Source organism: Streptomyces sp. NPDC088124 (assembly GCF_040685895.1).
In the GTDB taxonomy this organism is placed as follows: Bacteria; Actinomycetota; Actinomycetes; order Streptomycetales; family Streptomycetaceae; genus Streptomyces.
The window spans coordinates 1-22,763 of the sequence record NZ_JBFBJB010000013.1; the positions used below are offsets into that span (position 1 = coordinate 1).

Here is a 22,763-nt window from a genome sequence, read left to right on the forward strand (position 1 = left end):
GGTTCGGGGGCGGTGTAGGGTGGGGGCCCGCGTAACCGGCGGGGGGCGGGGGGTGGCCCCGGGGGGGGGGGCGCCGACCGGCGCCGCCCCTCCGTCCTTCCGTACGACTGCCGTACGGCTATGCGCGCCGTGCGGCAGTCGTACGCCGTGTCAGACGTCCGTACGCCGTGTCAGACGTCCGTACGCCGTGTCAGACGTCCGTCATACGTGTCAGAGCGCGACACCGAGCAGCGCGTCGACCGTACGGGACACCACGCCGGGCGCCCCCTCGTCCGTGCCGCCCGCGCTGTCCTGGAGCGCCGCCCAGCGGTCGACGGCCGCGAGCGCCGCGGGGGCGTCGAGGTCGTCGGCGAGCGCCTCGCGGACCTCCTCGACCAGCCCCTCCGCCGGCGGTCCGTCGGGCCGCGACACCGCGGCCCGCCAGCGCGCCAGGCGGTCCACCGCGTCCTGGAGGACCTGGTCCGTCCACTCCCAGTCGGAGCGGTAGTGGTGCGCGAGCAGCGCGAGCCGGATCGCCGCCGGGTCCACGCCGTCGCGGCGCAGCGCCGAGACGAAGACCAGGTTCCCCTTCGACTTGGACATCTTCTCGCCGTCGAGGGCGACCATGCCGGCGTGCACATAGGCCCGGGCGAACGGGTGCTCGCCGGTGAGGGCCTGTGCGTGCGAGGCGCCCATCTCGTGGTGCGGGAAGGCGAGATCGCTGCCGCCGCCCTGGACGTCGAAGCCCATGCCGAGGTGGTCGAGGGCGATGGCCACGCACTCGATGTGCCAGCCGGGCCGGCCGCGGCCCAGCGAGCCGCCGTCCCAGCTCGGCTCGCCGGGGCGGGCCGCCAGCCAGAGGATCGGGTCGAGGGGGTTCTTCTTGCCCGGCCGGTCCGGGTCGCCGCCGCGCTCGGCCGAAAGCAGCCGCATCGCCTCGGCGTCCAGCCGGGAGACCTCTCCGAAGTGCGGATCGGCCGCCACGGAGAAGTAGATGTCGCCCTCGAGTTCGTACGCGGCACCGGCGTCGCGCAGCCGTTCCACCAGCGGCACGATGCCGGGTATCGCCTCGACGGCGCCGATGTAGTGCTGGGGCGGCAGCATCCGCAGGGCGGTCATGTCCTCCCGGAAGAGCGCCGTCTCGCGCTCCGCGAGCCCGACCCAGTCCTCCCCGTCGCGCTCCGCCCGCTCCAGCAGCGGATCGTCGACATCGGTCACGTTCTGGACGTAGTGGACCTGCCGCTTCGTGTCGAGCCACACGCGCTGCACGAGGTCGAACGCGTTGTAGGTCGCCGCGTGACCCATGTGGGTCGCGTCGTACGGCGTGATGCCGCAGACGTAGATACGGGCGACGGGACCGGGCGCGAGGGTCACTCGGCCATCGGTCGACGTGTCATGGATCCTGAGGTCGCGGCCCTTGCCAGGCAGGGCGGGGACCTCGGAAGCGGGCCAGGCATGCATGTCATGAGCGTAACCGGACGGAACTTCCGGATACGAACCGGATACGCGCCATTGGCCGGTTGGGCGCTCTTGCGCGATCCGTCCTCGGGTGCTCCACCGGGGAGGGCGCGGGCCCTCCCCGGTGAACCCTCCCCGGTGTCACACGGGCGGCCAGGGGATCGCGGGCCACTGTCCCGATGGCTCGGGGTGACGGCCCGTGTGGCGGAGGTCACGGACCCGGGAGCGTACGGCGTCGGTCTCGGCCGGGGTGATGAGCTCGGCCAGTCGGGTGGCGAGGGGCGCGCCCTCCACGAGGGCGTCCTCCAGCCGGGCCAGCACGTCGAGCGCCTCCTCGGTCAGCGGCTCACCGGCCCAGCCCCACAGCAGGGTGCGCAGTTTGTCGTCGACGTTGAAGGTGACGCCGTGGTCGATGGCGTAGAGCCGGCCGCCGGGCGCGGGCAGCAGATGGCCGCCCTTGCGGTCGCCGTTGTTGATGACCGCGTCGAGCACGGCGAGGCGTCGCAGCCGTGCGTCGTCGGCGTGCACCAGCAGGGCGGTCCTGCCGTCCCCCACCTCGGCGAACCCGACGGCCTTCCAGCCGTCGCCGGGCTCGTCGTCCTCGACGAGGGCGAGCAGCGGGGTCACCGCGGGGGTGTCGTCATCGGCGGTGGCCGCGGCGCTGTCCTCAGCGTCATCACCGTCCTCACCGGCGCTCCCGGCAGGCTCCGCCGGCTCGATCCAGAGCTGGCACATGCCCTCGCCGTACGGTCCCTCGCGCAGCACCGTGGGCGGGACGAGCCCCCACCCGGTCGCCTCGGAGACCTCGTACGCCGCCACCTCGCGCTGTGCGAGCGTCCCGTCGGGGAAGTCCCACAGGGGCCGCTCCCCCGCGACGGGCTTGTAGACGCAGTGCGCCGTATGCCCGTCGTAGGAGACGGAGCAGTACAGCACGGCGTTGGACGCCTCGCGGATCCGGCCGCGCACGGTCAGCTCGCCGTGGGTGATCAGTTCCCTGGCATCGGGGCCCGCGTCGGTCCGGACCCCGTCGGCCGGTCCCTGGGCGGCCGGACCGGCCGTGGGCGTGGTCACGCGCCCCGCCGGTATCCGTTCTGGCGCGGGCATACGTGTCCTTCCGGGTCGAGCGGCAGGCTGCACAGCGGACACGGCGGCCGGCCCGCGTTGACCACGTCCAGGGCGCGCTTGGCGAAGGCCCTGGCCTGGGCGCCGGAGAGCCGGACCCGGAGCATCGGCGGGCCGTTCTCCTCGTCCTGGAGCAGCCGCTCCTCGGCCTCGGCCAGATCCTCGTCGGTGTCGGCGTCCAGCTCGACGAGCGCCTGGGCCTCGACGATCATGCGCTGTTCGTCGCCGTCCCAGGCCAGCGCCATCGTGCCGACCCGGAACTCCTCCTCGACGGGGGCGTCGAGCGGGGCGGAGTCGGTGATCTCCGAGGGCGCCATGGCCGGTACGGGGGCGTTGCCGCCGGTACGGCGGACCACCTCGTCCAGCAGTTCGTCGATCCGCTCGGCGAGCGCGGCCACCTGTGTCTTCTCCAGGGCGACGCTGGTCACACGCCCCGCGGCGGACGCCTGGAGGAAGAACGTACGGCGCCCAGGCAGCCCGACCGTACCGGCCACGAAGCGGTCCGGCGGGTCGTAGAGGAACACCTGACGGGACACGTCCTGTCTCCCTTGGAAATCGTCGTGGAACATCGGAAAGGTCATGCGGAAAGGCATGGAGCGGACCCGAGGTCCGGGCTGGCCGCCCGGTCACGCGGACGGCGCGTCCACCCTACTGCGCGGATCGATCACGGTGCTCCCGCGCCGCCTCCCACGACGCCGTCGCCGCCGCCGGCGCTCTCGCGCGGCGCCAGTCCGGCGAGATCGCCGGTGTCGCCGAGGCGCAGCACGAACGGGCGCAGCCGCGTGTAGCGGACAGCGGTGAGCGAGCACGGGTCCACATGGATCCGCTGGAAGAGGTCGAGGTGCATGCCGAGGGCGTCCGCGACGAGCGCCTTGATGATGTCCCCGTGCGAGCACATCAGAACGACGGCGTCCTCGCCGTGCTCCGCGTCGATCCGCGCGTTCCACTCGCGGACCGCCTCGACGGCGCGCGCCTGCATCGCGGCCATCGACTCGCCGCCGGGGAACACGGCGGCCGAAGGGTGCTGCTGCACGACCTTCATCAGCGGCTCGTCGGCCAGTTCGGCCAGTTTGCGCCCCGACCAGTCGCCGTAATGGCACTCGCCGATCCGGTCGTCGGTCTGGACGGCGAGCCCGGGACGGGCGTCCAGCAGCGGCTGGAGCGTCTCCCGGCACCGTTGCAGCGGGCTGCTGACGACGGCGGCGAGCGGGATGTCCGCGAGCCGCCCGGGCAGCGCGGCGGCCTGCGCGGCGCCCCGCTCGTCCAGGGCGATACCGGGCGTCCAGCCGGCGAGCAGCCCCGCGGTGTTGGCGGTGGACCGCCCATGACGTACGAGGATCAACGTGGCCATGCCCGCAAGAGTAGGCGCTCGGCAGGAGTGCGCACCGGGCGCGGGACGGCCGGGGGATGCGGCCGGCGCCGGGAAAGGGAAGAATGCCCGCCGTGATCGTGGACTGCGCCATCTACCGCGGCGGGCGCCGCACCGACGGGCCCGCCGACTTCTCCGACGCCCTCGCCGCGGCGCGTGCCGAAGGGGACGCGTTCCTCTGGCTCGGGCTGCACGAGGCCACGGAGCACGAGTTCGCGCTGGTGAGCAGCGAGTTCGGGCTGCATCCGCTGGCCGTGGAGGACGCGCTCCACGCCCATCAGCGCCCCAAGCTGGAGGTCTACGACGACTCGCTCTTCGTGGTGCTCAAGCCGGTGACGTACGAGCCGCGGGGGGACACCGTCTCCACCGGTGAACTGATGGTCTTCATAGGCGACTCCTTCGTGGTGACCGTCCGGCACGGCGAGGGCGCTCCGCTGTCGGCCGTACGCAGGCGGCTCGAAGCCGAGCCGGAGGTCCTCGCACACGGCCCCACCTCGGTGCTGTACGCGGTGAGCGACGCGATCGTCGACCATTACGTCGAGGTCGCCGACGAACTCCAGCTGGACCTGGAGGAGCTGGAGGAGGAGGTCTTCTCCCCGGACGCGGGCTCCTCGACGCCGACCGCGGCGCGGATCTACGACTTCAAGCGGCAGGTCCTGGAGTTCCGCCGGGCCACCGGGCCGCTGGCGGCCCCCATGGCGCGGCTGGCGGGCGCGGGCGTGCCGTTCGTGCACGAGCACGCGCAGCCGTTCTTCCGGGACGTCAACGACCATCTGCTGCACGTCAACGAGCAGGTGGAGGGGTTGGACCGGCTGCTCACCGACATCCTGTCCGCGCATCTCGCGCAGATGGGCGTACGGCAGAACGACGACATGCGGAAGATCTCGGCGTGGGCGGCGATGGCGGCCGTACCGACGATGGTCGCGGGCATCTACGGCATGAACTTCCGCCACATGCCCGAGCTGACGTACGTGTGGGCCTACCCCGCCGTGATCGCCCTGATGGCGGTGACGGTGTTCGGGCTGCACCGGCAGTTCAAGCGGCGCGGCTGGCTCTGACCCTGAACCCGCGGCCGGGGGCCGTACGGGCCCGTGAGTCGCTCAGAGGGCGGGCGCGGGGGTCGCGGGGCCGCCCAGCGGGTCCCGGCGCTCGGGCATCGTGAGACCGACCATCCGGTGCCAGCCGGCGAGCCGTTCGTACCCGTACACCGCGTGGATGCCCGCCGCGAGCAGCGCGGCCTTCGGCGCCGGCCAGCCGAGCAGCCGTCCCATCCGGTCCATCACCGCGAGACTCACCTCGCGGTAGACCTGGATCTCCGCCAGGGCGCACTCGCGCAGGGCGCGCTGGACGGTGCGGCCGTGGCCCCGCCGGGCCAGCAGGAGCAGTTCCTCGTGGCAGTAGGCGAGATGGTTGTCCTCGTCGGCGCTGATCATCCTGATGGCCTTGCCGACCTCGGGGTGGTCGCCGAAGTACCTGACCAGCATCTCCATCTGGTCCGCGGCCCGCTGTTCGGTGATCCGGCTGTGGACGAGGTACACGAGGATGTCGTCCTCGGTCAGCGTCTCGTCGCGGCGCAGTTTGGTGTGGGTGAGTCCGATGCCGCGACGCTCCAGGAGCATGGTGTAGTCGGCCTCGGGCGGGACCTCTGCCGGTTCGAGGCCGCGCTTGCGCAGGAGGGCGCGGAAGATCCTCCCGTGCTTGTCCTCGTCGGCGCCGTGGCGGGTGATCTTCGGGGCGAGGTACCGCAGGGACTCGGGCACCAGGGCGGCGATCCGGCCGTTCTCCCAGCCGCCCTGGGCCTCGCCGCTGGCCGCGATGGAACAGAACAGCCGGAAGGATCGGTCGTCGTCCAGGATCTCCTGGAACAGGCTTCGGGCCGAGAGCATCACTGCCACCTCCTTGCAGTCGTCCGCGCAACGAGTCAACGGGCGCGGACGGCACGCGGCAACAGCAGCGGCACTCCGCTGAGCCGAAAGGGGTCTACGAGACGAGACCGGCGCGTTCCAGGGCCTCGGAGCCGACCCGCAGCGCCGTGATCCGCTCGTCGAGGGTGAAGCCGGCCGGGGCGAGGGTCAGGGTGGTGACGCCCGCGGCGGCGTAGGCGCTCATCCGGTCGGCGATCCGCTCGGCGCGGCCGAGCAGTGTGGTCGAGTCGATCAGCTCGTGCGGTACGGACGCCGCCGCGCCGTCCTTGTCGCCGGAGAGGTACTTGTCCTGGATCTCGGCGGCCGCCTTCTCGTACCCCATGCGCCGGGCGAGCTGGTTGTAGAAGTTCTGCTTCCGGCTGCCCATGCCGCCCACGTACAGGGCGGTGTACGGGCGGAAGGTGTCGGCCAGGGCGCCGACATCGTCGCCGACCGCGATGGGCACGGTGGGGCAGACGTCGAAGCCGTCCATGGTGAGACCGGCCTTCTCGCGGCCCGCCCGGAGCGGGCGGATCGCCGTGTCCTCCAGGTGCTCGGCGGAGGGGAAGATCAGCAGCGCGCCGTCGGCGATCTCGCCGGTCTGCTCCAGGTTCCTCGGGCCGATCGCGGCGATGTAGAGCGGGATGTGCTCACGCTCCGGGTGGACGGTCAGCTTGAGGGGCTTGCCGGGGCCGCCGGGCAGCGGCAGCGTCCAGTGCTCGCCCTCGTACACCAGCCGTTCGCGGGTCATGGCCCTGCGGACGATCTCGACGTACTCCCGGGTGCGGGCGAGCGGCTTGTCGAACGTGACGCCGTACCAGCCCTCGGAGACCTGCGGCCCCGACACGCCGAGGCCGAGCCGGAACCGGCCCCCGGAGAGGGAGTCGAGGGTGGCCGCCGTCATGGCGGTCATCGCGGGCTGCCGCGCGGGGATCTGGAGGATGGCAGAGCCGACGTCGATGGACTCCGTCTGCGCGGCGACCCAGCTCAGCACGGTCGGGGCGTCGGATCCGTACGCCTCGGCGGCCCAGCAGACGTCGTAGCCGAGCCGGTCGGCCTCCTGCGCGACCGCGAGGTTGTCGCCGTCCATCCCCGCGCCCCAGTACCCGAGGTTGATGCCGAGCCGCATGACCACTCCTTGACTACCGATGAGTAACGTTCCTGTGCCGGGGACTCTAGCGCGCGACACGGGGATCCGTCAGGGGGCGGGTTGTCCACAGGCTCTCTCCGCGTGGGGCCATGGCCAGTAATCTCAAGCCGCATGGAGCAGAGGCATCTCGGCCGTACCGGCCTGCGTGTGTCCCGGATCGGGCTCGGCACCCTGACCTGGGGCCGGGACACCGACGAGCATGACGCCGCCGATCAGTTGAAGGTCTTCTGGGAGGCGGGCGGGACGCTGATCGACACGGCGGACGTGTACGGCGGCGGGGAGGCCGAGTATCTGCTGGGGCAGCTCGTCGAGCGACTGGTGCCGCGCCGGGATCTGATCATCGCGACGAAGGCCGGCAGCGTGCCCGATCCGTACCGCCGCTTCGACGGCTCGCGGGGGCATCTGCTCGCCGCGCTGGACGCGTCGCTGGAGCGGCTCGGCACGGACTACGTGGATCTCTGGCAGATCCACGCCTTCGACAGCGACACCCCGCTGGAGGAGACCCTGCACGCGCTGGACATCGCCGTCAGCACGGGCCGCGCGCGGTACGCGGGGGTGTCGAACTTCTGCGGCTGGCAGCTCGCCAAGGCCGCCACCTGGCAGATCGCCTCGCCCGCGACGCGGACCAGGCTGGCCAGCACCCAGATGGAGTACTCACTGCTCCAGCGCGGCGTGGAGCGCGAGGTGCTGCCCGCGGCGGTCGACCTGGGGGTGGGACTGCTGCCCTCGTCGCCGCTCGGCCGCGGGGTGCTCACGGGCAAGTACCGGCACGGCACGCCGGGCGATTCGCGGGGCGCCTCCGAGCAGATGGCGCCGTTCGTCGAGCCCTATCTCGACGAGGCGGCGAGCCGGATCGTGGACGCGGTCGCGACGGCCGCGGAAGGGCTCGCGACGACGACACTGGAGGTGGCGCTGGCGTGGGTCAGGGACCGTCCCGGCGTGGTGGCGCCGATCATCGGCGCGCGCAACGCGCAGCAGCTCACGGCGGCTCTGTCAGTGGAGAGCCTTAGTCTTCCTGACGAGATCTGCCAGGCGCTCGACGACGTGTCGGCGCCCGTGCACCGCTATCCCGACCAGGACTGGAGCACGCTGTGAGTACGGAGCGCGACCCCGCCGCCGAGGAGGCCGGGCCCATGGCCGACACCGCTGCCGCCGAGGGTGCCACGGCCCCGGAGGGCGAGGCCGCCGAGGACGGTACGGGAGCCGACGCCACGACCGGGACCGGCACCGCCGGGGAGGCGCCCGAGCTCTCCGAGGCACAGGCCGAGCTGGCCGCCCAGCGGGAGCTGCGGGAGCGGATCGAGCAGCGGAAGGCGGAGAAGGCCGGGCCCATCGCCGCGGGGACGAAGCTGAGCGGGCAGACCGCGGACCTGCTCGCGGCCGTACGGGCCATGGAGAGCGGCGAGCCGGTCGACCCGGCGCTGCTCCGTCCCGCGAGCCCCTCCCCCTCCCTCTCCCCCGACCGGGACCGGGACCGGGCCGCTGCGACGGTACAGCCGCAGCGGCCCCCGGCCGGGCCAGGGCCCGCGGCGGCGCGGTCCGCGGCTCCGGAGACCGTGTCCGGCGCCCGGGCGGTGCTCGTGGCGGGCGGCGCGCCGGAGACGCTGGCGGGGCAGGTCGCCGAGGGGCTCGGGGAGCGGGCGCCCGCGCTGCTGCGGGAGAACCCCTGGCAGTTGCTCGCCGTGCCCGGGGTGCGGCCGGAGCAGGCCGACGGATTCGCGCGGGCGCTCCTGGGGTCCGGCTGCGGCCCCGGTGACGGGCGCCGGGCCACCGCGCTGGTGAGCTGGCTGCTGGAGCGGGCCGCGCTCCAGGGCCACACCGCACTGGAGGCGTCGGCGGTGGTGAGCGCGCTCGCCGGGCACTCCGTCCCCGACCCCGAGGGCGCGGTACGGCACGCGGTGGAGGAGTCCGTGGTGCTGGAGTTCCAGGAAGGCATGGACGAGCCAATGAGTTCCGCCGACTCCGCGGATTCCGAGGAGGCGGCGGAGAGCGGGGCCGGGGACGGCGGGGAGCCGGTCGCGGAGACCGCCCCCGTGCTGCTGGGGCTCGACCGGTACGCACTGGCCGAGGAGAGCCTCGCCGACGGGCTCGCCAGGCTGGTGAAGACCGCGGTGCCCGCCTCGTGGGAGGAGGCCGCTGCGGGCGCCCCGTCGCCGTCGGCGGCCGAGCTGATCCGCGCGGTGGCGGGACATGGGCTGGTCCTCCACGCGGGCGGGGAGGCGGCGCGCGCCGAGCCGGTCGCGCTGGCCGGGGCGGCCCGTGCGCTCGGGGTGCGCGCGGTGGTCGCGGTCCACAGCGAGAACGGCCGCGACCGGCTCAGGACCGACGGCACGGCGGACACCGACGCGGTCACCGTGGCCGGGCTGCTCTCCGGTACGGAAGGCCCGGGGCGGGACACGGACGGGTTGTTCGCGCTCGATCTCCTGGTGGTCCTCGACGCCCCGCAGCTCGACGTGGAGACGGCCGCGATGCTGGTGGAGTCGCTGGCGGACGGCGGGCGTCTGGTGCTCAGCGGTGATCCGGGCGTGCTCGGGTCGGCCGGCGCGGGCCGGGTCTTCGCCGATCTGCTGGCGGCCGGGGTGTGCCCGCGGATCAGCTCCCGTACGCCTGATCCGGGACCGATCGGCGAGCTGGTCTCGGGGATCGGCATCGGCGAGCTGAACCAGGTGGCGGCGCCCGGCAAGGAGGTCGTGATCGTGCCCGTGCGGGACGCGGGCGAGGCGGTGCACCGTACGGTCCAGCTCGTCGCGGAGTCCGTGCCGCGCGCCTTCGGCACGGAGGCGGGGCAGACCCAGGTGATCACGGTGGGCCACGGCGGCTCGGCGGGCACCCGCGCGCTGAACGCGGCGCTCAAGGAGCGCCTCAACCCGGGCCCCGGCCGGTTCGGCGGCTTCGACCCGGGGGACCGCGTCGCGTACGTCCCCTCCCCCGGCAGGACGCTCCAGGGCACGGTGGTCTCCGCCGATGCCGAGGGGCTGCGGCTGGAGTGCGGGGGGAGCGCGGTCGTCGTGCCCAGGGACCGGGTGGAGCAGGCGGTCCGCCACGGCTGGGCGCTCACCGCGCACCAGGCGGCGGGGATGCGCTGGCCCGCGGTGGTCGTGGTGCTCCCCGGCGACGCGGCGCGGGGGCTGAGCCGCCCCTGGGTCTACACGGCCTTCAGCCGCGGGGACCGTCATCTCTCCGTGGTCCACGGTGTCGACCAGGCGCTCCAGAGGGCGGTGTCGGACATCCCCTCCCAGGACCGCACCACCCGGCTGCGCGGCCAGCTGGAATCGCTCCTGGCGCCGGCGTCACAGCCGGGCTGACGCCCGTAGGCGCGCCGACGGTCAGCCCTGGCCCTCCCGCCGCCCGTACCGTCCGCCCCTGCCGCCGCGCGGTGGCACGGGCGGCGGTCGGCAGGGGCAGCGGTCGGCGGGGACGGCGGCGGGCCGGGGCGGACCGGGTCGGGGGCGGCGGCTCAGGCGTCCTGTTCCTCCAGGTCGTCCAGGTCCGCGTCCAGATCGTCCTCGTCGAAGACCGCGCTGACGTCGAAGCGGCAGACCACCTGCTGGGGGTCGGCCTGGTCGAAGGGGGCGGAGAGCCACTCCCCCGGTTCCGGGAGATCGTCCGCGGCCGACACCCACAGGGTGGAGTCGCCCTCCTCCAGACCGAACTCCTTGTGCCGGGAGGCGATCTCGTCGGGTTCGTACTCGCCGAAGAGCACCCCGAGCGCCGCGTGCACACTGCTGCCCACGACCCCTCCGGTGCCGATGCCGGCGTCGCCCTCGGCGTCGGCGATGCGCTGTGACTGTGCGAGCAGCCGCTGCGGCTCCACCACCGCGTAGTCGCGCCGGATCAGCACGCTGAGGGCGTTCGGCTCCTCGGGGCCGTTGTACGGGGGCAGGGAGTCGTCCGGGTCCGGGATCTCGAACGGGGTGACCTCGTCGTACCGGTGGTAGAGCCGCTCGTCGTAGACCTCGGCGGCGACGGCGAGGGCGTTGAACGCTTCGGAGACGGCCGGGTCATCCTCACCCGTGCGATGTTCGACCGCCGCGAGGTGGCGGTCCAGGGCGACCTTCACCGCCTCGGCGGCGGCGCGTACCTCGGCAGCGGTGGGCTGCGCAGCATCAGACATAGTGCAGACGCTATCCGTACCGGGGCTCTGCCCGCACAATAGATGCGATGCCGGAATACGAATTTGTCGACGTGTACGTGCCGCGCGGGGTCTCCCGCAAGGATGCGGCCCGTCTGCTCACCGATCATGCCGAGTACGGGCACTGGGAGCTGGACCGACTGAGCCTGCACCGGGACGGCAGCCGCAGGGTGCGGCTGCGCCGGCGCATCATCCGTCAGGTCCGCGCCACCTGGTGAACGCGACGGAGCGGGCCCCGCTGCTGCGAGGCCCGCCCCGGCTTGCCCCGACCCGGGTCCGGCCGCGTGACTACGCGGCGGAGCGGGCCCGACGGTAGAGGATCGTGCCCGCGAGCAGCAGCCCGGCGCCCGCCGGGAGTGCGATCCCGAGCCCGCCGGCACCGGTCGACGCGAGGACGTCGGTGCCCTCGGCCTGCTCGGCGCTCGCGGCCGCTTCCGTCCCGTGCGTCCCCGGGTTGGTGGAGATCGCGCGTACCTCGGTCGGCTTGCCCGGCGTACCGGGCGTGCCCGGGTTACCAGGCGTACTTGGGTTGCCCGGGTTGCTCGGGTTGCCCGGGTTGCTCGGCGTACCGGGCGTGCCCGGAGTGACCGGGTTACCCGGCTCCTCGGGGCGCTCGGCGGGACCCGGCGGGGTGGGCATGGAGCCGTTGCCGCAGTCGTTGCCGAAGGCCGGATTGAGCACCCCGACGAGGTCGGCGCTGTTCCCGCACACGTTCACGGGGACGTCGACCGGCACCTCGACGGAGTTGCCCGAGCCGACCCCGGGAGAGTTGACCGCGCCGCCTTCGGCGTGCGAGCCGCCGGACGGCCCGGTGTGGGAGGACCCGGGGTGTGATCCGCCCGCGTGGGCGCCCCCGCCGTCGTGCCCGCCGCCGTGGCCGCCGGCCGGTTTGCCCGAGAAGTTGCCGCATCTGTTGCCGAAGGCCGGATTGAGCACCCCGACGACATCCACGGTGTTGCCGCAGACGTTGACCGGCACATGCACCGGAACCTGGACGTTGTTCCCCGACAGCACGCCCGGGGAGTTGGCGGCGGTGCCGCCGGCCCCCGCGTCCGCCTGCGCGTAGCCACCGCCGAGCGCGAGCACGCCGCCCGCCGCCGCCACGGTGATCAGGCCCTTGCGCGTGACCTGTCTCATAGCTTCGTTCCCTGTCTTCTGCCTACCGGGACTGCCCCTGGGCATCGGTGCCGGGGCAGGATGCCCAGCGGCCCCGGAGCGCATGGCACGCGCCCCGGGGCCGCTCGGCCGTGCGGGAGGAGTCCCGCCCGGCTCCCCCTGGGGGGGCGGGCGGCGCTGCTTCTCCCGCAGGGCCTCGGGCTCAGACCCTCACGGGTGAGAGTGACGACGTCACTTGTTGATGCAGGTGTTGCCGAAGGTGGGGTTCAGCAGCCCGACCACGTTGACCGTGTTACCGCACACGTTCACCGGAAGGTGGATCGGAACCTGCACGACGTTGCCCGAGAGCACACCGGGGGATCCGATGGCGGCACCCTGCGCGCCCGCGTCGGCGACGGCCACGCCCGCACCCGCGAGCACCAGACCACCAGTGACTGCCGCAGCAGCGACGACCTTCTTGATCATTCTTCCTCCTTGTTGGCAAAACGCGGTCCCAGCCGCGGACCGCACACCTGTAACGAAGGGGAAGTAATGAGGCTACGAGCCTATGAGCGCATTCACTCTTCTCAGTCAGTGCCGCACGTGTGGCCGATTCCCGGTACGGCCGGTCAGCTCTCGTCGATGAACCGGTCGAGGACGCGCACACCGAATTTCAGACCGTCCACCGGTACCCGCTCGTCCACCCCGTGGAACATCCCGGCGAAGTCCAGCTCCGGCGGCAGCTTGAGCGGCGCGAAGCCGAAGCCGCGGATCCCGAGGTCGTCGAAGGACTTCGCGTCGGTGCCGCCGGAGAGCATGTACGGGACGGCCCGCGCGATCGGGTCCTCCGCCGAGAGCGCGGTCTGCATGGCGTCCACCAGCCGGCCGTCGAAGCTGGTCTCCAGCGCCTTGTCACCGTGCACGTCCTCGCGCCGGACGCGCGGGCCGAGGATCCGGTCGATGTCCGCCAGGAACTCCTCCTCGTACCCGGGCAGGAACCGGCCGTCGACATGGGCGGTGGCCTGACCGGGAATGACGTTCACCTTGTAGCCGGCGCCGAGCATGGTGGGGGCCGCGGAGTTGCGCAGCGTGGCGCCGATCATCTTCGCGATGCCGCCGAGCTTGGCGAGCGTGGCGTCCATGTCCTCCGGGTCGAGCGGGGTGCCGAGCGCGTCGGACAGCTCGTCCAGGAAGGACCGTACGGTCTTGGTCACCCGTACCGGCCACTGGTGGTTGCCGAGCCGGCCCACGGCCTCGCACAGCTCGGTGATCGCGTTGTCGTTGTTGGTCATCGAGCCGTGGCCCGCGGTGCCGTCGACGGTCAGCCGCATCCAGTGCATGCCCTTCTGGGCCGTCTCGACGAGGTAGAGGCGCAGGTTCTCGTTGACGGTGAAGGAGAAGCCGCCGACCTCGCTGATCGCCTCCGTGACGCCCTCGAAGAGGCCGGGGTGGTGGTCGACGAGATACCGCGCGCCGTACGTGCCACCGGCCTCCTCGTCGGCGAGGAAGGCCAGCACGATGTCGCGCGGGGGCTTGCGCCCGCTGCGCATCCGGTCGCGGACGACCGCGAGGGTCATCGCGTCCATGTCCTTCATGTCGACGGCGCCCCGGCCCCACACACAGCCGTCCGCGATCTCGCCCGCGAACGGGTCGTACGTCCAGTCCTCGGCGTTGGCCGGCACGACGTCGGTGTGGCCGTGGATGAGCAGGGCGGGCCGGGAGGGGTCCTCGCCCTCGATCCTGGCCACGGTGGAGGCGCGGCCCGGGTGGGACTCGAAGATCTTCGGTTCGAGCCCCACTTCGGCGAGCTTCTCCGCGACGTACTCGGCGGCGGCCCGCTCCCCCGGACCCGAGTGGTCCCCGTAGTTGCTGGTGTCGATCCGGATCAGATCCCGGCAGAGGTCGACGACCTCGTCCTCGCCCGATACGGTCCTGCCCGCGTTCGGCTCGCTCACGCTGCTCACTCCCACGGTCGTTGCTGGTGGTACTCGCTGGTGGTCCTCCCATCCTGCCGCGCCGGACCCCCTCGCCCAAGGGCGGGCCCCGCCTGTCACACGCCCGTCATACGGATCGGGGCGTGATCGGGCACCCCTGAATGTTTGCTATGGTTTTCCACGTCGGAACGGCCCAGAGCCGACCGGCGGACACCTTGTCCGGGTGGCGGAATGGCAGACGCGCTAGCTTGAGGTGCTAGTGCCCTTTATCGGGCGTGGGGGTTCAAGTCCCCCCTCGGACACCGGCGAAGACCCCTGATACGTCAGGGGTCTTCCGCGTTTTCCGGAACGTTCCCGTCCGGCGGAACCCGGGGAGTTGAACGGTTCCGGTCCGGCGCCCCCTTCCGAGCCACAACAATGTGTGCATGCCTGATGACTGGAAGCGACAGTTGGACCGGCTCCACGCGGGACTGGTGGAGCGCGACGATCCCGCCGCCTGGGTGGCCGAGGCCGACGCCATCGACGCGTCCCTCCGGTACCCGTATCTCGCGGTCCGCGGGCCTGTCTTCGGGGTGGCGGCGTGTGATCCCGGGAGCGGGCCCCACTGGCGGCTGCTGCTGCGGGTGACCGACGCGACACCGCAGCAGGCGCGGGACGGGCTCCACTCCCATCTCTGGTTCAAGGCCAAGGACGACACCGACGACCGGGCCGCGCGCCGCGAGTTACTGGCCGCGGTCGCGGTGCTCGAACGCGAGCCGGTCGACGAGCTGGAGGTCCTGGGGGTGCGCTACCGGGTCGTACGGGGCGACGAGTTCGCCCGGAGCGGGGAGGACGGGCTGGAGCCGCCGCGGCCCACCGACCGGGAGCCGGCCGAGCTGTCCTGGACCGGCGCGCCCACCACCCCGTCGCCGGACCCCGGCTTCGTCCTGGACCCCGGGCACGCCGACACCGGTCCGGCGGCGGCCGCCCTGCGGCTGGGGCTGGGGCAGTTCGCGTACTCCGGTGCGCGCTTCCCAAAGGACGTACGCGGGCATTCGGAGCGCGCGGTCACCACGCACCCGGGAGTCGTCCTGCTGCCCGTCGGCTTCGGGGTGACCGAGCAGGGCGAGAACGGCTGGCGGCCCCGGGGCGGCCTCATGCCCACCCCGCACGACGCGCGGCGGGCGCTGTACGGCGGCATGGTCAGGAGCTGGCCCGACGCCTACGGGTTCGACGACGACGAGAAGGCCACGTACGCGCGGGCCGCCGAGGAGTTCAGGGCCGCCGGCCGCGCCAACGAGGCGCGCGTGGGCGAACTGCTCTTCCGCGTCTGCCGGATCGAGCGTCTGCTGCGCACCGGCCCCGACGGGCCGGAGCCGCCCCGCCCTTCGGACCAGGACGCCTACGGGCCGATGAAGATGCACCCGACCATGGACGAGGACGGAACACTGCACTACGACGACTGACCGGGCAAGGACAGTTGTCAGTTCCTCGGCGCGGGCCGGGTGACCCGGGCGGCGGCCACCAGGGCACGCGGCGCGGCGGCGGGCCGGGCAGCCGTGGGGCGGTGGTCCCGGCCGGTCCGCCGCAGCCAGTGGATGTCACGGGCGAAGGACCAGGTCAGCAGCGCCAGCGCGAGCAGGACCACGGCGAGTTCGGCCAGATGCGGAAGGACTCCGGCGGTCGCCACCAGGAGGGCGACGCCCTGGAGCGCGGCCACCGTCTTGCGGGCCATGCTGGGCGGGAGCGCGCCGCTCAGCCACGGCAGGACCCGGGCCGCCGCGACGAAGACGTACCGCATCGCGCCGATCAGCAGCACCCACGGGCCCAGCGAGAGGGCGACGTAGGCGCTGAGCACCAGGATCAGGAAGGCGTCGACCTCCATGTCGAAGCGCGCCCCGAGGGAGGAGACGCAGCCGGTGCGCCGGGCCACCTGGCCGTCGACCGCGTCCAGGACCAGCGCCACCGTGGTGAGCGCGGCGAGGAGCGTGACGGGGACCGGGCGGGTGAAGGAGTCCGCGACCAGCGCGGTCACACCGCCGACCAGCGTCGCCCGCGCGAGGGTGACGCCGTTGGCCGGGCCGAAGGCCGCCGGCCGGGTCCGGGAGAGCGCGTGGGTGAGCGCGGCCCAGGTGCCCGCCGTGAACACCAGCCCCGCCAGCCAGCCGGCCGCGCCGAGCCCGGTCACCGCGCCGAGCAGGGCCAGCAGGACGATCTGGGCGGCCGCGCCCGCGGCCGTCTCCTGCCGGAGCAGCCCCGTGCGGCGCACCAGCCGGGTGATGCGGGTCTCGTTCAGGTCGTACAGGTCGTACGTGTGGTTCAGGTGGTACTTGGTCAGGTGGTACGTGTCGTTCAGGGCCACCGTTGCACCCTCCGGCCGTGTGACAGAGTCGATTGGCGCCGCGTACCGTGCGCGGCCTCGTGAACTAAGAACGTGATCCGTCACCCCAGCGTTCAGGAGGACATCGATGAAGCGCGTCGCACGCGCCTTCTGGCTCCGCTCACCCGGCCACGGCGAGATACGGGAGGTCGCCCTGCCGGAGCCCGGCGAGGGCGACGTCCTGGTGCGTACGCTCTGCTCCGGGGTGAGCCGGGGTACGGAGACCCTGGTCTTCCGCGGCGGAGTGCCGCACAGTCAGCACACCGCGATGCGGGCGCCGTTCCAGGACGGCGAGTTCCCCGGGCCCGTCAAGTACGGCTATCTCAACGTGGGTCTGGTCGAGGAGGGCCCGCCCGAGCTGCTGGGACGTACGGTCTTCTGCCTCTACCCGCACCAGACGCGGTACGTCGTCCCGGCGAGCGCGGTGACCCCGGTCCCGGACGGCGTGCCCGCCGGGCGGGCCATTCTCGCCGGGACGGTGGAGACCGCGGTGAACGCCCTGTGGGACGCGGCGCCGCTGATCGGGGACCGGATCGCCGTGGTCGGCGGCGGGATGATCGGCTGCTCCGTCGCCGCGCTGCTCGCCCGTTACCCGGGCGTCCGCGTCCAGTTGGTCGACGCGGAGCCCGCGCGGGCGGGGATCGCCGAGGCACTCGGGGCCGGTTTCGCGCTCCCCGGGGAGGCGCTGGGCGACTGCGATCTGGTCGTCCACGCGAGCGCCACCGAGGCGGGGCTCGCGCGCTCGCTGGAACTGCTCGCCCCGGAGGGCACGGTCGTGGAGCTGAGCTGGTACGGCGACCGGGGGGTCACGCTGCCGCTGGGCGAGGCGTTCCACTCGCGGCGGCTGACCCTGCGCGGCAGCCAGGTCGGCACGGTGTCGCCGGCGCGCAGCGCCCGCCGGAGCTTCGCCGACCGGCTCGCGCTCGCCCTGGGACTGCTGGCGGAGCCCGCCTTCGACGCGCTGATCACCGGTGAGTGCGGCTTCGAGGAACTGCCGCGGGTGCTGCCGGGGATCGCCGCCGGCGAACTGCCGGGGCTCTGCCACCGGGTGGTGTACGAGCCGGACACGGCGGACGCGGTGAGCCGCTGACGGGGCGGCCCCGGGTGGCCGGATGTGGCCGTACGCAGGGGCGGGGGTGGCTTGAATTCGTCTGAACAGGACGAGCGGATCGGCCGTACTACACAACATGCCCCCGGCCTCATGCGCCGGGGACAAGGCCAGACGCGCCGTATCTGGAGGGTCATCCGTTGTTCAGCATCACCGTCCGCGACCACATCATGATCGCCCACAGCCTGCGCGGGGAGGTCTTCGGACCCGCGCAGCGCCTGCACGGGGCGACGTTCCTCGTGGACGCCACCTTCCGCCGCCCCGAGCTCGACGCCGACAGCATCGTCGTCGACATCGGCCTGGCCACCCGGGAACTGGGCGGTGTGGTCGGGGAGCTGACCTACCGCAACCTCGACGAGGAGCCCGACCTGGCCGGGATCAACACCTCCACCGAGGTCCTGGCGAAGATCATCGCGGACCGGCTCGCGGACCGGGTGCACGCCGGGGCGCTCGGCGAGGGGGCCCGCGGGCTGGCCGCCATCCAGGTCACGCTGCACGAGTCGCATGTCGCGTGGGCGAGTTACGAGCGCGCCCTGTGAGCGGCGCCGCCGCCCCGTCCGCGCGGGCCGTGCATCTCGTCATGCCCGGCGGCGTCGACGACCCGGCCGCGCCGAGCGGCGGCAACACCTACGACCGCCGGCTCTGCCGGGAGCTGCCCGGCACGGGCTGGCGGGTCCACGAACACACCGTCGCGGGCGGCTGGCCGCGGCCCGACGGGACGGCCCGTACCGAACTGGCCCGGCTGCTGGCGACGTTCGCGGACGGCGCGGTCGTCCTGCTCGACGGGATCGTCGCGTGCGGGGTGCCCGGGGTCGTCGCCCCGGAGGCCGCGCGGCTGCGGCTGGCGGTGCTGGTGCATCTGCCGCTGGCCGACGAGACGGGGCTCGCGCCCGCCGTGGCCGCGGAGCTGGACGACCGCGAGCGCCGGACACTGCGCGCCGTGCCCGCGGTCGTGGCCACCAGCGACTGGGCCGCGCGGCGGCTGGTGCGTCACCACGGGCTCGCACCCGAGCGGGTCCATGTCGCCGCGCCGGGCGCCGACATCGCGCCCCTGGCGACCGGGTCCAAGGACGGCTCGCGGCTGCTGTGCGTGGCCGCGGTCACCCCGCGCAAGGGGCAGCACCGGCTGGTGGAGGCCCTGGCGGCCCTCGCCGACCTGCCGTGGAGCTGTGTCTGTGCGGGCGGCCTCGACCAGGACCCCGGGTATGTCACCGGGCTGCGGGAGCTGATCGCGGAGCGCGGGCTGGGCGACCGGGTGCGTCTGGCCGGGCCGCTGGCCGGCGGGGAACTGGCCGGGCGGTACGCCGCCGCCGATCTGCTGGTGCTCGCCTCGGACGCCGAGACGTACGGCATGGCGGTGACCGAGGCACTGGCGCGCGGTGTGCCCGTACTGGCGACGGACGTGGGCGGGCTCCCCGAGGCCGTCGGGCGGGCGCCGGACGGCACCGTTCCCGGCGTGCTGGTGCCGCCGGACGACCCGGCGGCGCTCACGGCGGCGCTGCGCGGCTGGCTCGGGGAGCCGGGCACGCGGCGGGCGCTGACGGCCGCCGCGCGGGGGCGGCGCACCGCCCTGGACGGGTGGGGGACGACATCACGGAGGCTGGCCGGTGCGCTGGAACAGCTCCGTCAGGAAACCGGGAGGGCCGCGTGACCACCTCAGAAGCTCCGCGTTCGGAAGCGACCCGCTACGCCCCCGCGTGGCTGGAGTTGCGCGAGGGACCCGACGGGGCCGCGCGCGCGACGGAACTCCTCGACGTGCTGCGCGGCCGGCTGGCCGCCGCCGTGTCCTCGGACGACGGTGAAAGGCCCCTGGTCGTCCATGACCTGGGGTGCGGTACCGGCTCCATGGGGCGCTGGCTGGCCCCCCGGCTGGCCGGACCGCAGCACTGGGTCCTGCACGACCACGACCCGGACCTGCTGGAGCTGGCCGCCGTCCGGACACCCCGTACCTCCGCCGACGGGAGCCGGGTGACGGTCGCCACCGAGCGCCGCGACCTCGCGGAGCTGACGGCGGACGGGCTGGCGGGGGCCTCGCTGGTGACGGCGTCGGCGCTGCTGGACGTGCTGACGCGCGAGGAGGTGGACGCGCTCGCCGCCGCGTGTGCCGGGGCCGGCTGTCCGGCGCTGTTCGCGCTCTCCGTGGTGGGGCGGGTCGAGCTGAGCCCGGCCGAGCCGCTCGACACGGAGCTGGCCGAGGCGTTCAACGCCCACCAGCGGCGGGCGGATCACGGCCGGAGCCTGCTGGGGCCGGACGCCGTCGCGGTGGCCGCGGCGGCCTTCGCGCGGGTCGGGGCGACCGTACGGGTGCACGCCAGCCCGTGGCGGCTCGGCGCCGCCGACCGGGCGCTGACGGCCGAGTGGCTGCGGGGCTGGGTCGGCGCGGCCTGTGAGCAGCGGCCGGAGCTCGCGCCGCGTGCCGAGGAGTATCTGCGGCGCCGTCTGGAGCAGTGCGAGGCGGGCGCGTTGCGGGTGATCGTGCACCACAGCGATCTGCTGGCTCTCCCCCGGACGGGCGGCGCCGCGTGACGGCGCCCGCGCCGGCGCGGGACGGCCGGCGCGGCGGGGCGGGGCGGAGCCTGGGCATGGTCGCCGGGGCGGCCATCCTCGGGGTGCTGGTCTGGCAGCTCGGCACCGGTCCGCTGCTGGACGGGGTGCGCGGCATCGACGGGCCGACGCTGCTCGCGGCGCTCGGCCTCGGCCTGCTCACCACCGTGTTCAGTGCCTGGCGCTGGTGTCTGGTCGCCCGTGGTCTGGGGATCAGGCTGCCGCTGCGCCAGGCCGTCGCGGACTACTACCGGGCGCTGTTCCTGAACGCGGCGCTGCCCGGCGGGATCCTCGGCGATGTGCACCGTGCGGTACGGCACGGGCGGAGCACCGGCGATGTCGGCCGGGGCGTCCGCGCGGTCGTCCTCGAACGGATCGCGGGCCAGGTCGTGCTGGTCACGGTCGGTGTGACACTGCTGCTGGTGTGGCCGTCCGAGGCCCCGGCGGCGGCCCGCCGGGCCGTCCTGGAGGCACTCGCGACGCCCGGCGCCCTGACGGTGCTGCTCGCGGTCGCCGCGCTGGTGGCGGTGGCCGCCGGGCGGCTGCGCGCGGCGCCCGCGGTCTCCCGGCGGCGCCGCGCGGCGCGGACGGCGCTCGCCGAGGTGCGGCTGGGGCTGCTGGCGCGGCGGAGCTGGCCGGGGGTGGCGCTGGCGTCGGTCGTGGTGCCGGCAGGGTTCCTCGCCACGTTTCTGCTGGCCGCCCGGGCCGCGGGGGTGACGGCGCCCGCGGCCGAGCTGCTGCCTCTGATGGTGCTGGCGCTGCTGGCGATGGCGCTACCGCTGAACGTCGGCGGCTGGGGTCCCCGGGAGGGCGCCACCGCCTGGGCCTTCGGCGCCGCCGGGCTCGGTGCCGCCCAGGGGCTGGCCGTCGCCGTGGTGTACGGGATCCTCTCGCTCGCCGCGAGCCTGCCCGGCCTCGGGGTGCTCGCCGCCCAGTGGTGGGCCGGGGTGCGGCGTCCCCAGGTCGAGTTCGAAGAGGGTGTCCTCGCCGAGGGCGGCGCGCCGGACCGGGGGGCGCAGCGCGTCGCGCATCACCGGCGTACCGGCGAAGCGGAGCCCGGGGACGCCGTCGCCGAGCAGCACCGGCGCGACGGTGACGTAGAGCCGGTGCAGCGCCCGTTCGCTCAGGAAGCGGGAGACGGTGACGCCGCCGCCCTCGACCAGCACCCGGCCCAGGCCCCGGCGCGCCAGTACGCGCACCAGGTTGCCGGGGGCGAACGCGGCGAGGTCGGGAAGGGTCAGCACCTCCGCTCCGGGGCCGTGGGTGTCGAGGCCGTCGTCCGCGGGGGTGTGCCCGCGCTCGCCGCCGGCGCACACCACCCACAGGGTGGGGGCTGACCCGTCGGTGAACACCTTGCGACGCGCAGGCACCCGGCGGTGCGGATCGAGGACGACCCGTACGGGGTGGGCCCCGGTGCAGGCGCGCACGGTGAGCTGGGGGTCGTCCGCGACGGCCGTCCCCGCTCCGACGACCACCGCGTCGGCGAGCGCGCGCAGGCGGTGGAGATGACGGCGGTCCTCCTCGCCGGTGACGTAGTCGGCGTCTCCCGTGCGGGTCGCGATGAACCCGTCGAGGCTCTGGCCGAGCTGGGCGAAGGTGAGGCGCGGTCCGGCCAGGCACAGCGGCAGGTAGCGGTCGGCCAGTTCGCGCGCGCCGGGCGTGGTGTCCCGGTTCCAGCGCCGGGCGCCGTCGGTGTCCTCGACGAGGCCGACCGCCTCGGCGTCCGCCCCGGTCCTGACGGTACGGAGCAGTTCCCACGCCTCGTCGGTGTCCAACTCCGCCGGGAACGGCGGCGGTGCGGACGGCTCGGTGCGACGGGGGCCGGTCATCGGGACTCCTGGCGGGTGAGGAGGGAGAGATAGTCGCCGAAGGAATCGACCAGTGCGGCCAGCAGTTCCTTTCCCTTCGCGGCGGACGCCCGCGAAGGGCGGCCTATGACGCCGGACTCCGTATAGGCGGCCATGCCGAGTGTGAGGAGATGCTTCCGGTCGTCGGCGACGCAATCGGAGGTCTCATAGCCGGGCCGTACGAGTTCGGGACTGGCGTGCAAGAGGATGGATGTCTCGACTTCACCCGCGTGCATATCGCTGTGCGAAGACGTCTCGACTCCCGCTCTGGTCCTTGCCGCGTCCCAGTCGGCCGATCCGGGGAAAAGCGCCATGCGCGTTCCGCTGCCGGCGGATTCCTGAACGACGTTGCGCAGTACGTAATTTCCGCCGTGCGCGTTCACCAGAATCAGGGATTTTATTCCGGACCGGTGGAGGGATCCCGCAATGTCACGGACGACGGCGTGGAGCGTGGCGGCGGAAATGCTCACGGTCCCGGGCCAGTCGGCGTGTTCGTGCGAGCAGGAGACGGTGATCGGCGGGAGCGCGTGCACGGGATGCGCGGCGGCTATCTCCCGGGCGATGGCGCACGCCACGACCGTATCGGTCACCAGCGGGAGATACGCGCCGTGTTGCTCGAAGCTGCCGACGGGAAGGACGGCGACCGCGGGGCGCGCGGCCCGTACGTCCTCCGTGGTCTCCCGGGGCAGCAGACCGGCCGTCACCGGTGGCGTTCCCGAACCGTTCATGTTTTCCGGCCCTCTCTTTCCGTGTGCGTATCGT

General features: G+C 73.6%; 22 protein-coding genes, 1 tRNA gene and 1 pseudogene. 11 read left to right on the forward strand and 13 right to left on the reverse strand.

Annotated elements, in window-relative coordinates:
• Nucleotides 1-210 precede the first annotated feature (210 nt).
• The 4 genes from mshC to AB0P17_RS12640 all read right to left on the reverse strand — a co-directional run bounded on the left by mshC (nucleotide 211) and on the right by AB0P17_RS12640 (nucleotide 3,910).
• The gene (mshC, locus tag AB0P17_RS12625) at nucleotides 211-1,440 is read right to left on the reverse strand and encodes a cysteine--1-D-myo-inosityl 2-amino-2-deoxy-alpha-D-glucopyranoside ligase (RefSeq protein ID WP_365810222.1); all 1,230 of its coding nucleotides are present in this window, start codon (nucleotides 1,438-1,440) and stop codon (nucleotides 211-213) included.
• A gap of 138 nt (nucleotides 1,441-1,578) precedes the next feature.
• The gene (locus AB0P17_RS12630) at nucleotides 1,579-2,541 is read right to left on the reverse strand and encodes an SCO1664 family protein (protein WP_365810223.1); all 963 of its coding nucleotides are present in this window, start codon (nucleotides 2,539-2,541) and stop codon (nucleotides 1,579-1,581) included.
• The gene (locus tag AB0P17_RS12635) at nucleotides 2,505-3,095 is read right to left on the reverse strand and encodes a DUF3090 domain-containing protein (RefSeq protein WP_365810225.1); all 591 of its coding nucleotides are present in this window, start codon (nucleotides 3,093-3,095) and stop codon (nucleotides 2,505-2,507) included. Before AB0P17_RS12635 ends, AB0P17_RS12630 begins: the two co-directional genes overlap by 37 nt.
• Nucleotides 3,096-3,223: 128 nt before the next feature.
• Nucleotides 3,224-3,910 (reverse strand): histidine phosphatase family protein, encoded by a 687-nt coding sequence (locus tag AB0P17_RS12640; protein ID WP_365810227.1) that lies wholly within the window; start codon nucleotides 3,908-3,910, stop codon nucleotides 3,224-3,226.
• A gap of 83 nt (nucleotides 3,911-3,993) precedes the next feature.
• Between AB0P17_RS12640 and AB0P17_RS12645 the strand changes: the two genes are divergently transcribed.
• Nucleotides 3,994-4,986, forward strand: a complete 993-nt coding sequence (locus AB0P17_RS12645; protein ID WP_365810228.1) for a magnesium and cobalt transport protein CorA — start codon at nucleotides 3,994-3,996, stop codon at nucleotides 4,984-4,986.
• Between the two features lie 42 nt (nucleotides 4,987-5,028).
• Here AB0P17_RS12645 and AB0P17_RS12650 read toward each other — a convergent pair whose 3' ends face one another.
• Nucleotides 5,029-5,814, reverse strand: a complete 786-nt coding sequence (locus AB0P17_RS12650; protein WP_365810230.1) for a ferritin-like domain-containing protein — start codon at nucleotides 5,812-5,814, stop codon at nucleotides 5,029-5,031.
• Between the two features lie 94 nt (nucleotides 5,815-5,908).
• On the reverse strand, nucleotides 5,909-6,961 hold the full coding sequence (locus AB0P17_RS12655; protein WP_365810232.1) for an LLM class F420-dependent oxidoreductase: 1,053 nt from the start codon (nucleotides 6,959-6,961) through the stop codon (nucleotides 5,909-5,911).
• A gap of 132 nt (nucleotides 6,962-7,093) precedes the next feature.
• Between AB0P17_RS12655 and AB0P17_RS12660 the strand changes: the two genes are divergently transcribed.
• The gene (locus tag AB0P17_RS12660; RefSeq protein WP_365810234.1) at nucleotides 7,094-8,077 is read left to right on the forward strand and encodes an aldo/keto reductase; all 984 of its coding nucleotides are present in this window, start codon (nucleotides 7,094-7,096) and stop codon (nucleotides 8,075-8,077) included.
• 38 nt (nucleotides 8,078-8,115) lie between these two features.
• Nucleotides 8,116-10,287 (forward strand): helix-hairpin-helix domain-containing protein, encoded by a 2,172-nt coding sequence (locus tag AB0P17_RS12665; RefSeq protein WP_365810480.1) that lies wholly within the window; start codon nucleotides 8,116-8,118, stop codon nucleotides 10,285-10,287.
• Between the two features lie 152 nt (nucleotides 10,288-10,439).
• Here AB0P17_RS12665 and AB0P17_RS12670 read toward each other — a convergent pair whose 3' ends face one another.
• Nucleotides 10,440-11,096, reverse strand: a complete 657-nt coding sequence (locus AB0P17_RS12670) for a hypothetical protein (RefSeq protein WP_365810236.1) — start codon at nucleotides 11,094-11,096, stop codon at nucleotides 10,440-10,442.
• Nucleotides 11,097-11,143: 47 nt separating this feature from the next.
• On the opposite strand from AB0P17_RS12670, the gene AB0P17_RS12675 reads away from it, so the two are divergent.
• Nucleotides 11,144-11,332: a DUF5703 family protein gene (locus AB0P17_RS12675; protein WP_114625034.1), complete on the forward strand. Its 189-nt coding sequence runs from the start codon at nucleotides 11,144-11,146 to the stop codon at nucleotides 11,330-11,332.
• A gap of 70 nt (nucleotides 11,333-11,402) precedes the next feature.
• Here the strand turns inward: AB0P17_RS12675 and AB0P17_RS12680 are convergent, their stop codons facing one another.
• The 3 genes from AB0P17_RS12680 to AB0P17_RS12690 form a co-directional block, all read right to left on the reverse strand.
• The gene (locus AB0P17_RS12680; RefSeq protein ID WP_365810238.1) at nucleotides 11,403-12,251 is read right to left on the reverse strand and encodes a chaplin family protein; all 849 of its coding nucleotides are present in this window, start codon (nucleotides 12,249-12,251) and stop codon (nucleotides 11,403-11,405) included.
• Between the two features lie 210 nt (nucleotides 12,252-12,461).
• The gene (locus AB0P17_RS12685) at nucleotides 12,462-12,695 is read right to left on the reverse strand and encodes a chaplin (RefSeq protein ID WP_365810240.1); all 234 of its coding nucleotides are present in this window, start codon (nucleotides 12,693-12,695) and stop codon (nucleotides 12,462-12,464) included.
• Between the two features lie 143 nt (nucleotides 12,696-12,838).
• Nucleotides 12,839-14,164 carry a M20/M25/M40 family metallo-hydrolase gene (locus AB0P17_RS12690; RefSeq protein WP_365810242.1) on the reverse strand — a complete coding sequence of 442 codons (1,326 nt, stop codon included), beginning with the start codon at nucleotides 14,162-14,164 and terminating at the stop codon, nucleotides 12,839-12,841.
• A gap of 196 nt (nucleotides 14,165-14,360) precedes the next feature.
• Between AB0P17_RS12690 and AB0P17_RS12695 the strand changes: the two genes are divergently transcribed.
• Together AB0P17_RS12695 and AB0P17_RS12700 are read left to right on the forward strand one after the other, a co-directional pair.
• Nucleotides 14,361-14,445: transfer RNA gene (locus AB0P17_RS12695), tRNA-Leu, on the forward strand.
• Nucleotides 14,446-14,568: 123 nt separating this feature from the next.
• The gene (locus tag AB0P17_RS12700; protein ID WP_365810244.1) at nucleotides 14,569-15,588 is read left to right on the forward strand and encodes a DUF5954 family protein; all 1,020 of its coding nucleotides are present in this window, start codon (nucleotides 14,569-14,571) and stop codon (nucleotides 15,586-15,588) included.
• Nucleotides 15,589-15,605: 17 nt separating this feature from the next.
• Here AB0P17_RS12700 and AB0P17_RS12705 read toward each other — a convergent pair whose 3' ends face one another.
• Nucleotides 15,606-16,403 carry a CDP-alcohol phosphatidyltransferase family protein gene (locus tag AB0P17_RS12705; RefSeq protein ID WP_365810482.1) on the reverse strand — a complete coding sequence of 266 codons (798 nt, stop codon included), beginning with the start codon at nucleotides 16,401-16,403 and terminating at the stop codon, nucleotides 15,606-15,608.
• Nucleotides 16,404-16,590: 187 nt separating this feature from the next.
• Between AB0P17_RS12705 and AB0P17_RS12710 the strand changes: the two genes are divergently transcribed.
• The 5 genes and pseudogenes from AB0P17_RS12710 to AB0P17_RS12730 all read left to right on the forward strand — a co-directional run.
• Nucleotides 16,591-17,592, forward strand: coding sequence for a zinc-binding alcohol dehydrogenase (locus AB0P17_RS12710; protein WP_365810246.1), 1,002 nt, complete (start codon nucleotides 16,591-16,593; stop codon nucleotides 17,590-17,592).
• A 158-nt stretch (nucleotides 17,593-17,750) separates the two neighbouring features.
• Complete coding sequence (locus tag AB0P17_RS12715) at nucleotides 17,751-18,149, forward strand: 6-carboxytetrahydropterin synthase (protein WP_365810248.1); 399 nt, start codon at nucleotides 17,751-17,753, stop codon at nucleotides 18,147-18,149.
• A 41-nt stretch (nucleotides 18,150-18,190) separates the two neighbouring features.
• Nucleotides 18,191-19,261: a glycosyltransferase family 4 protein gene (locus AB0P17_RS12720; RefSeq protein ID WP_365810485.1), complete on the forward strand. Its 1,071-nt coding sequence runs from the start codon at nucleotides 18,191-18,193 to the stop codon at nucleotides 19,259-19,261.
• Entirely contained in the window at nucleotides 19,258-20,136 is an 879-nt protein-coding gene (locus tag AB0P17_RS12725) for an SAM-dependent methyltransferase (RefSeq protein WP_365810250.1), read from the forward strand. The genes AB0P17_RS12720 and AB0P17_RS12725 overlap by 4 nt, the downstream gene beginning before the upstream one ends.
• 56 nt (nucleotides 20,137-20,192) lie before the next feature.
• A pseudogene (locus AB0P17_RS12730) lies at nucleotides 20,193-20,999 on the forward strand (lysylphosphatidylglycerol synthase transmembrane domain-containing protein); the annotation flags it as partial.
• On the opposite strand, the gene AB0P17_RS12735 reads toward AB0P17_RS12730, so the two are convergent.
• Both AB0P17_RS12735 and AB0P17_RS12740 read right to left on the reverse strand, forming a co-directional pair.
• Entirely contained in the window at nucleotides 20,928-21,983 is a 1,056-nt protein-coding gene (locus AB0P17_RS12735) for a RibD family protein (RefSeq protein WP_365810488.1), read from the reverse strand. The pseudogene AB0P17_RS12730 and the gene AB0P17_RS12735 overlap by 72 nt on opposite strands.
• The gene (locus AB0P17_RS12740) at nucleotides 21,980-22,729 is read right to left on the reverse strand and encodes a creatininase family protein (RefSeq protein ID WP_365810252.1); all 750 of its coding nucleotides are present in this window, start codon (nucleotides 22,727-22,729) and stop codon (nucleotides 21,980-21,982) included. The genes AB0P17_RS12735 and AB0P17_RS12740 overlap by 4 nt, the downstream gene beginning before the upstream one ends.
• Nucleotides 22,730-22,763: the final 34 nt, after the last annotated feature.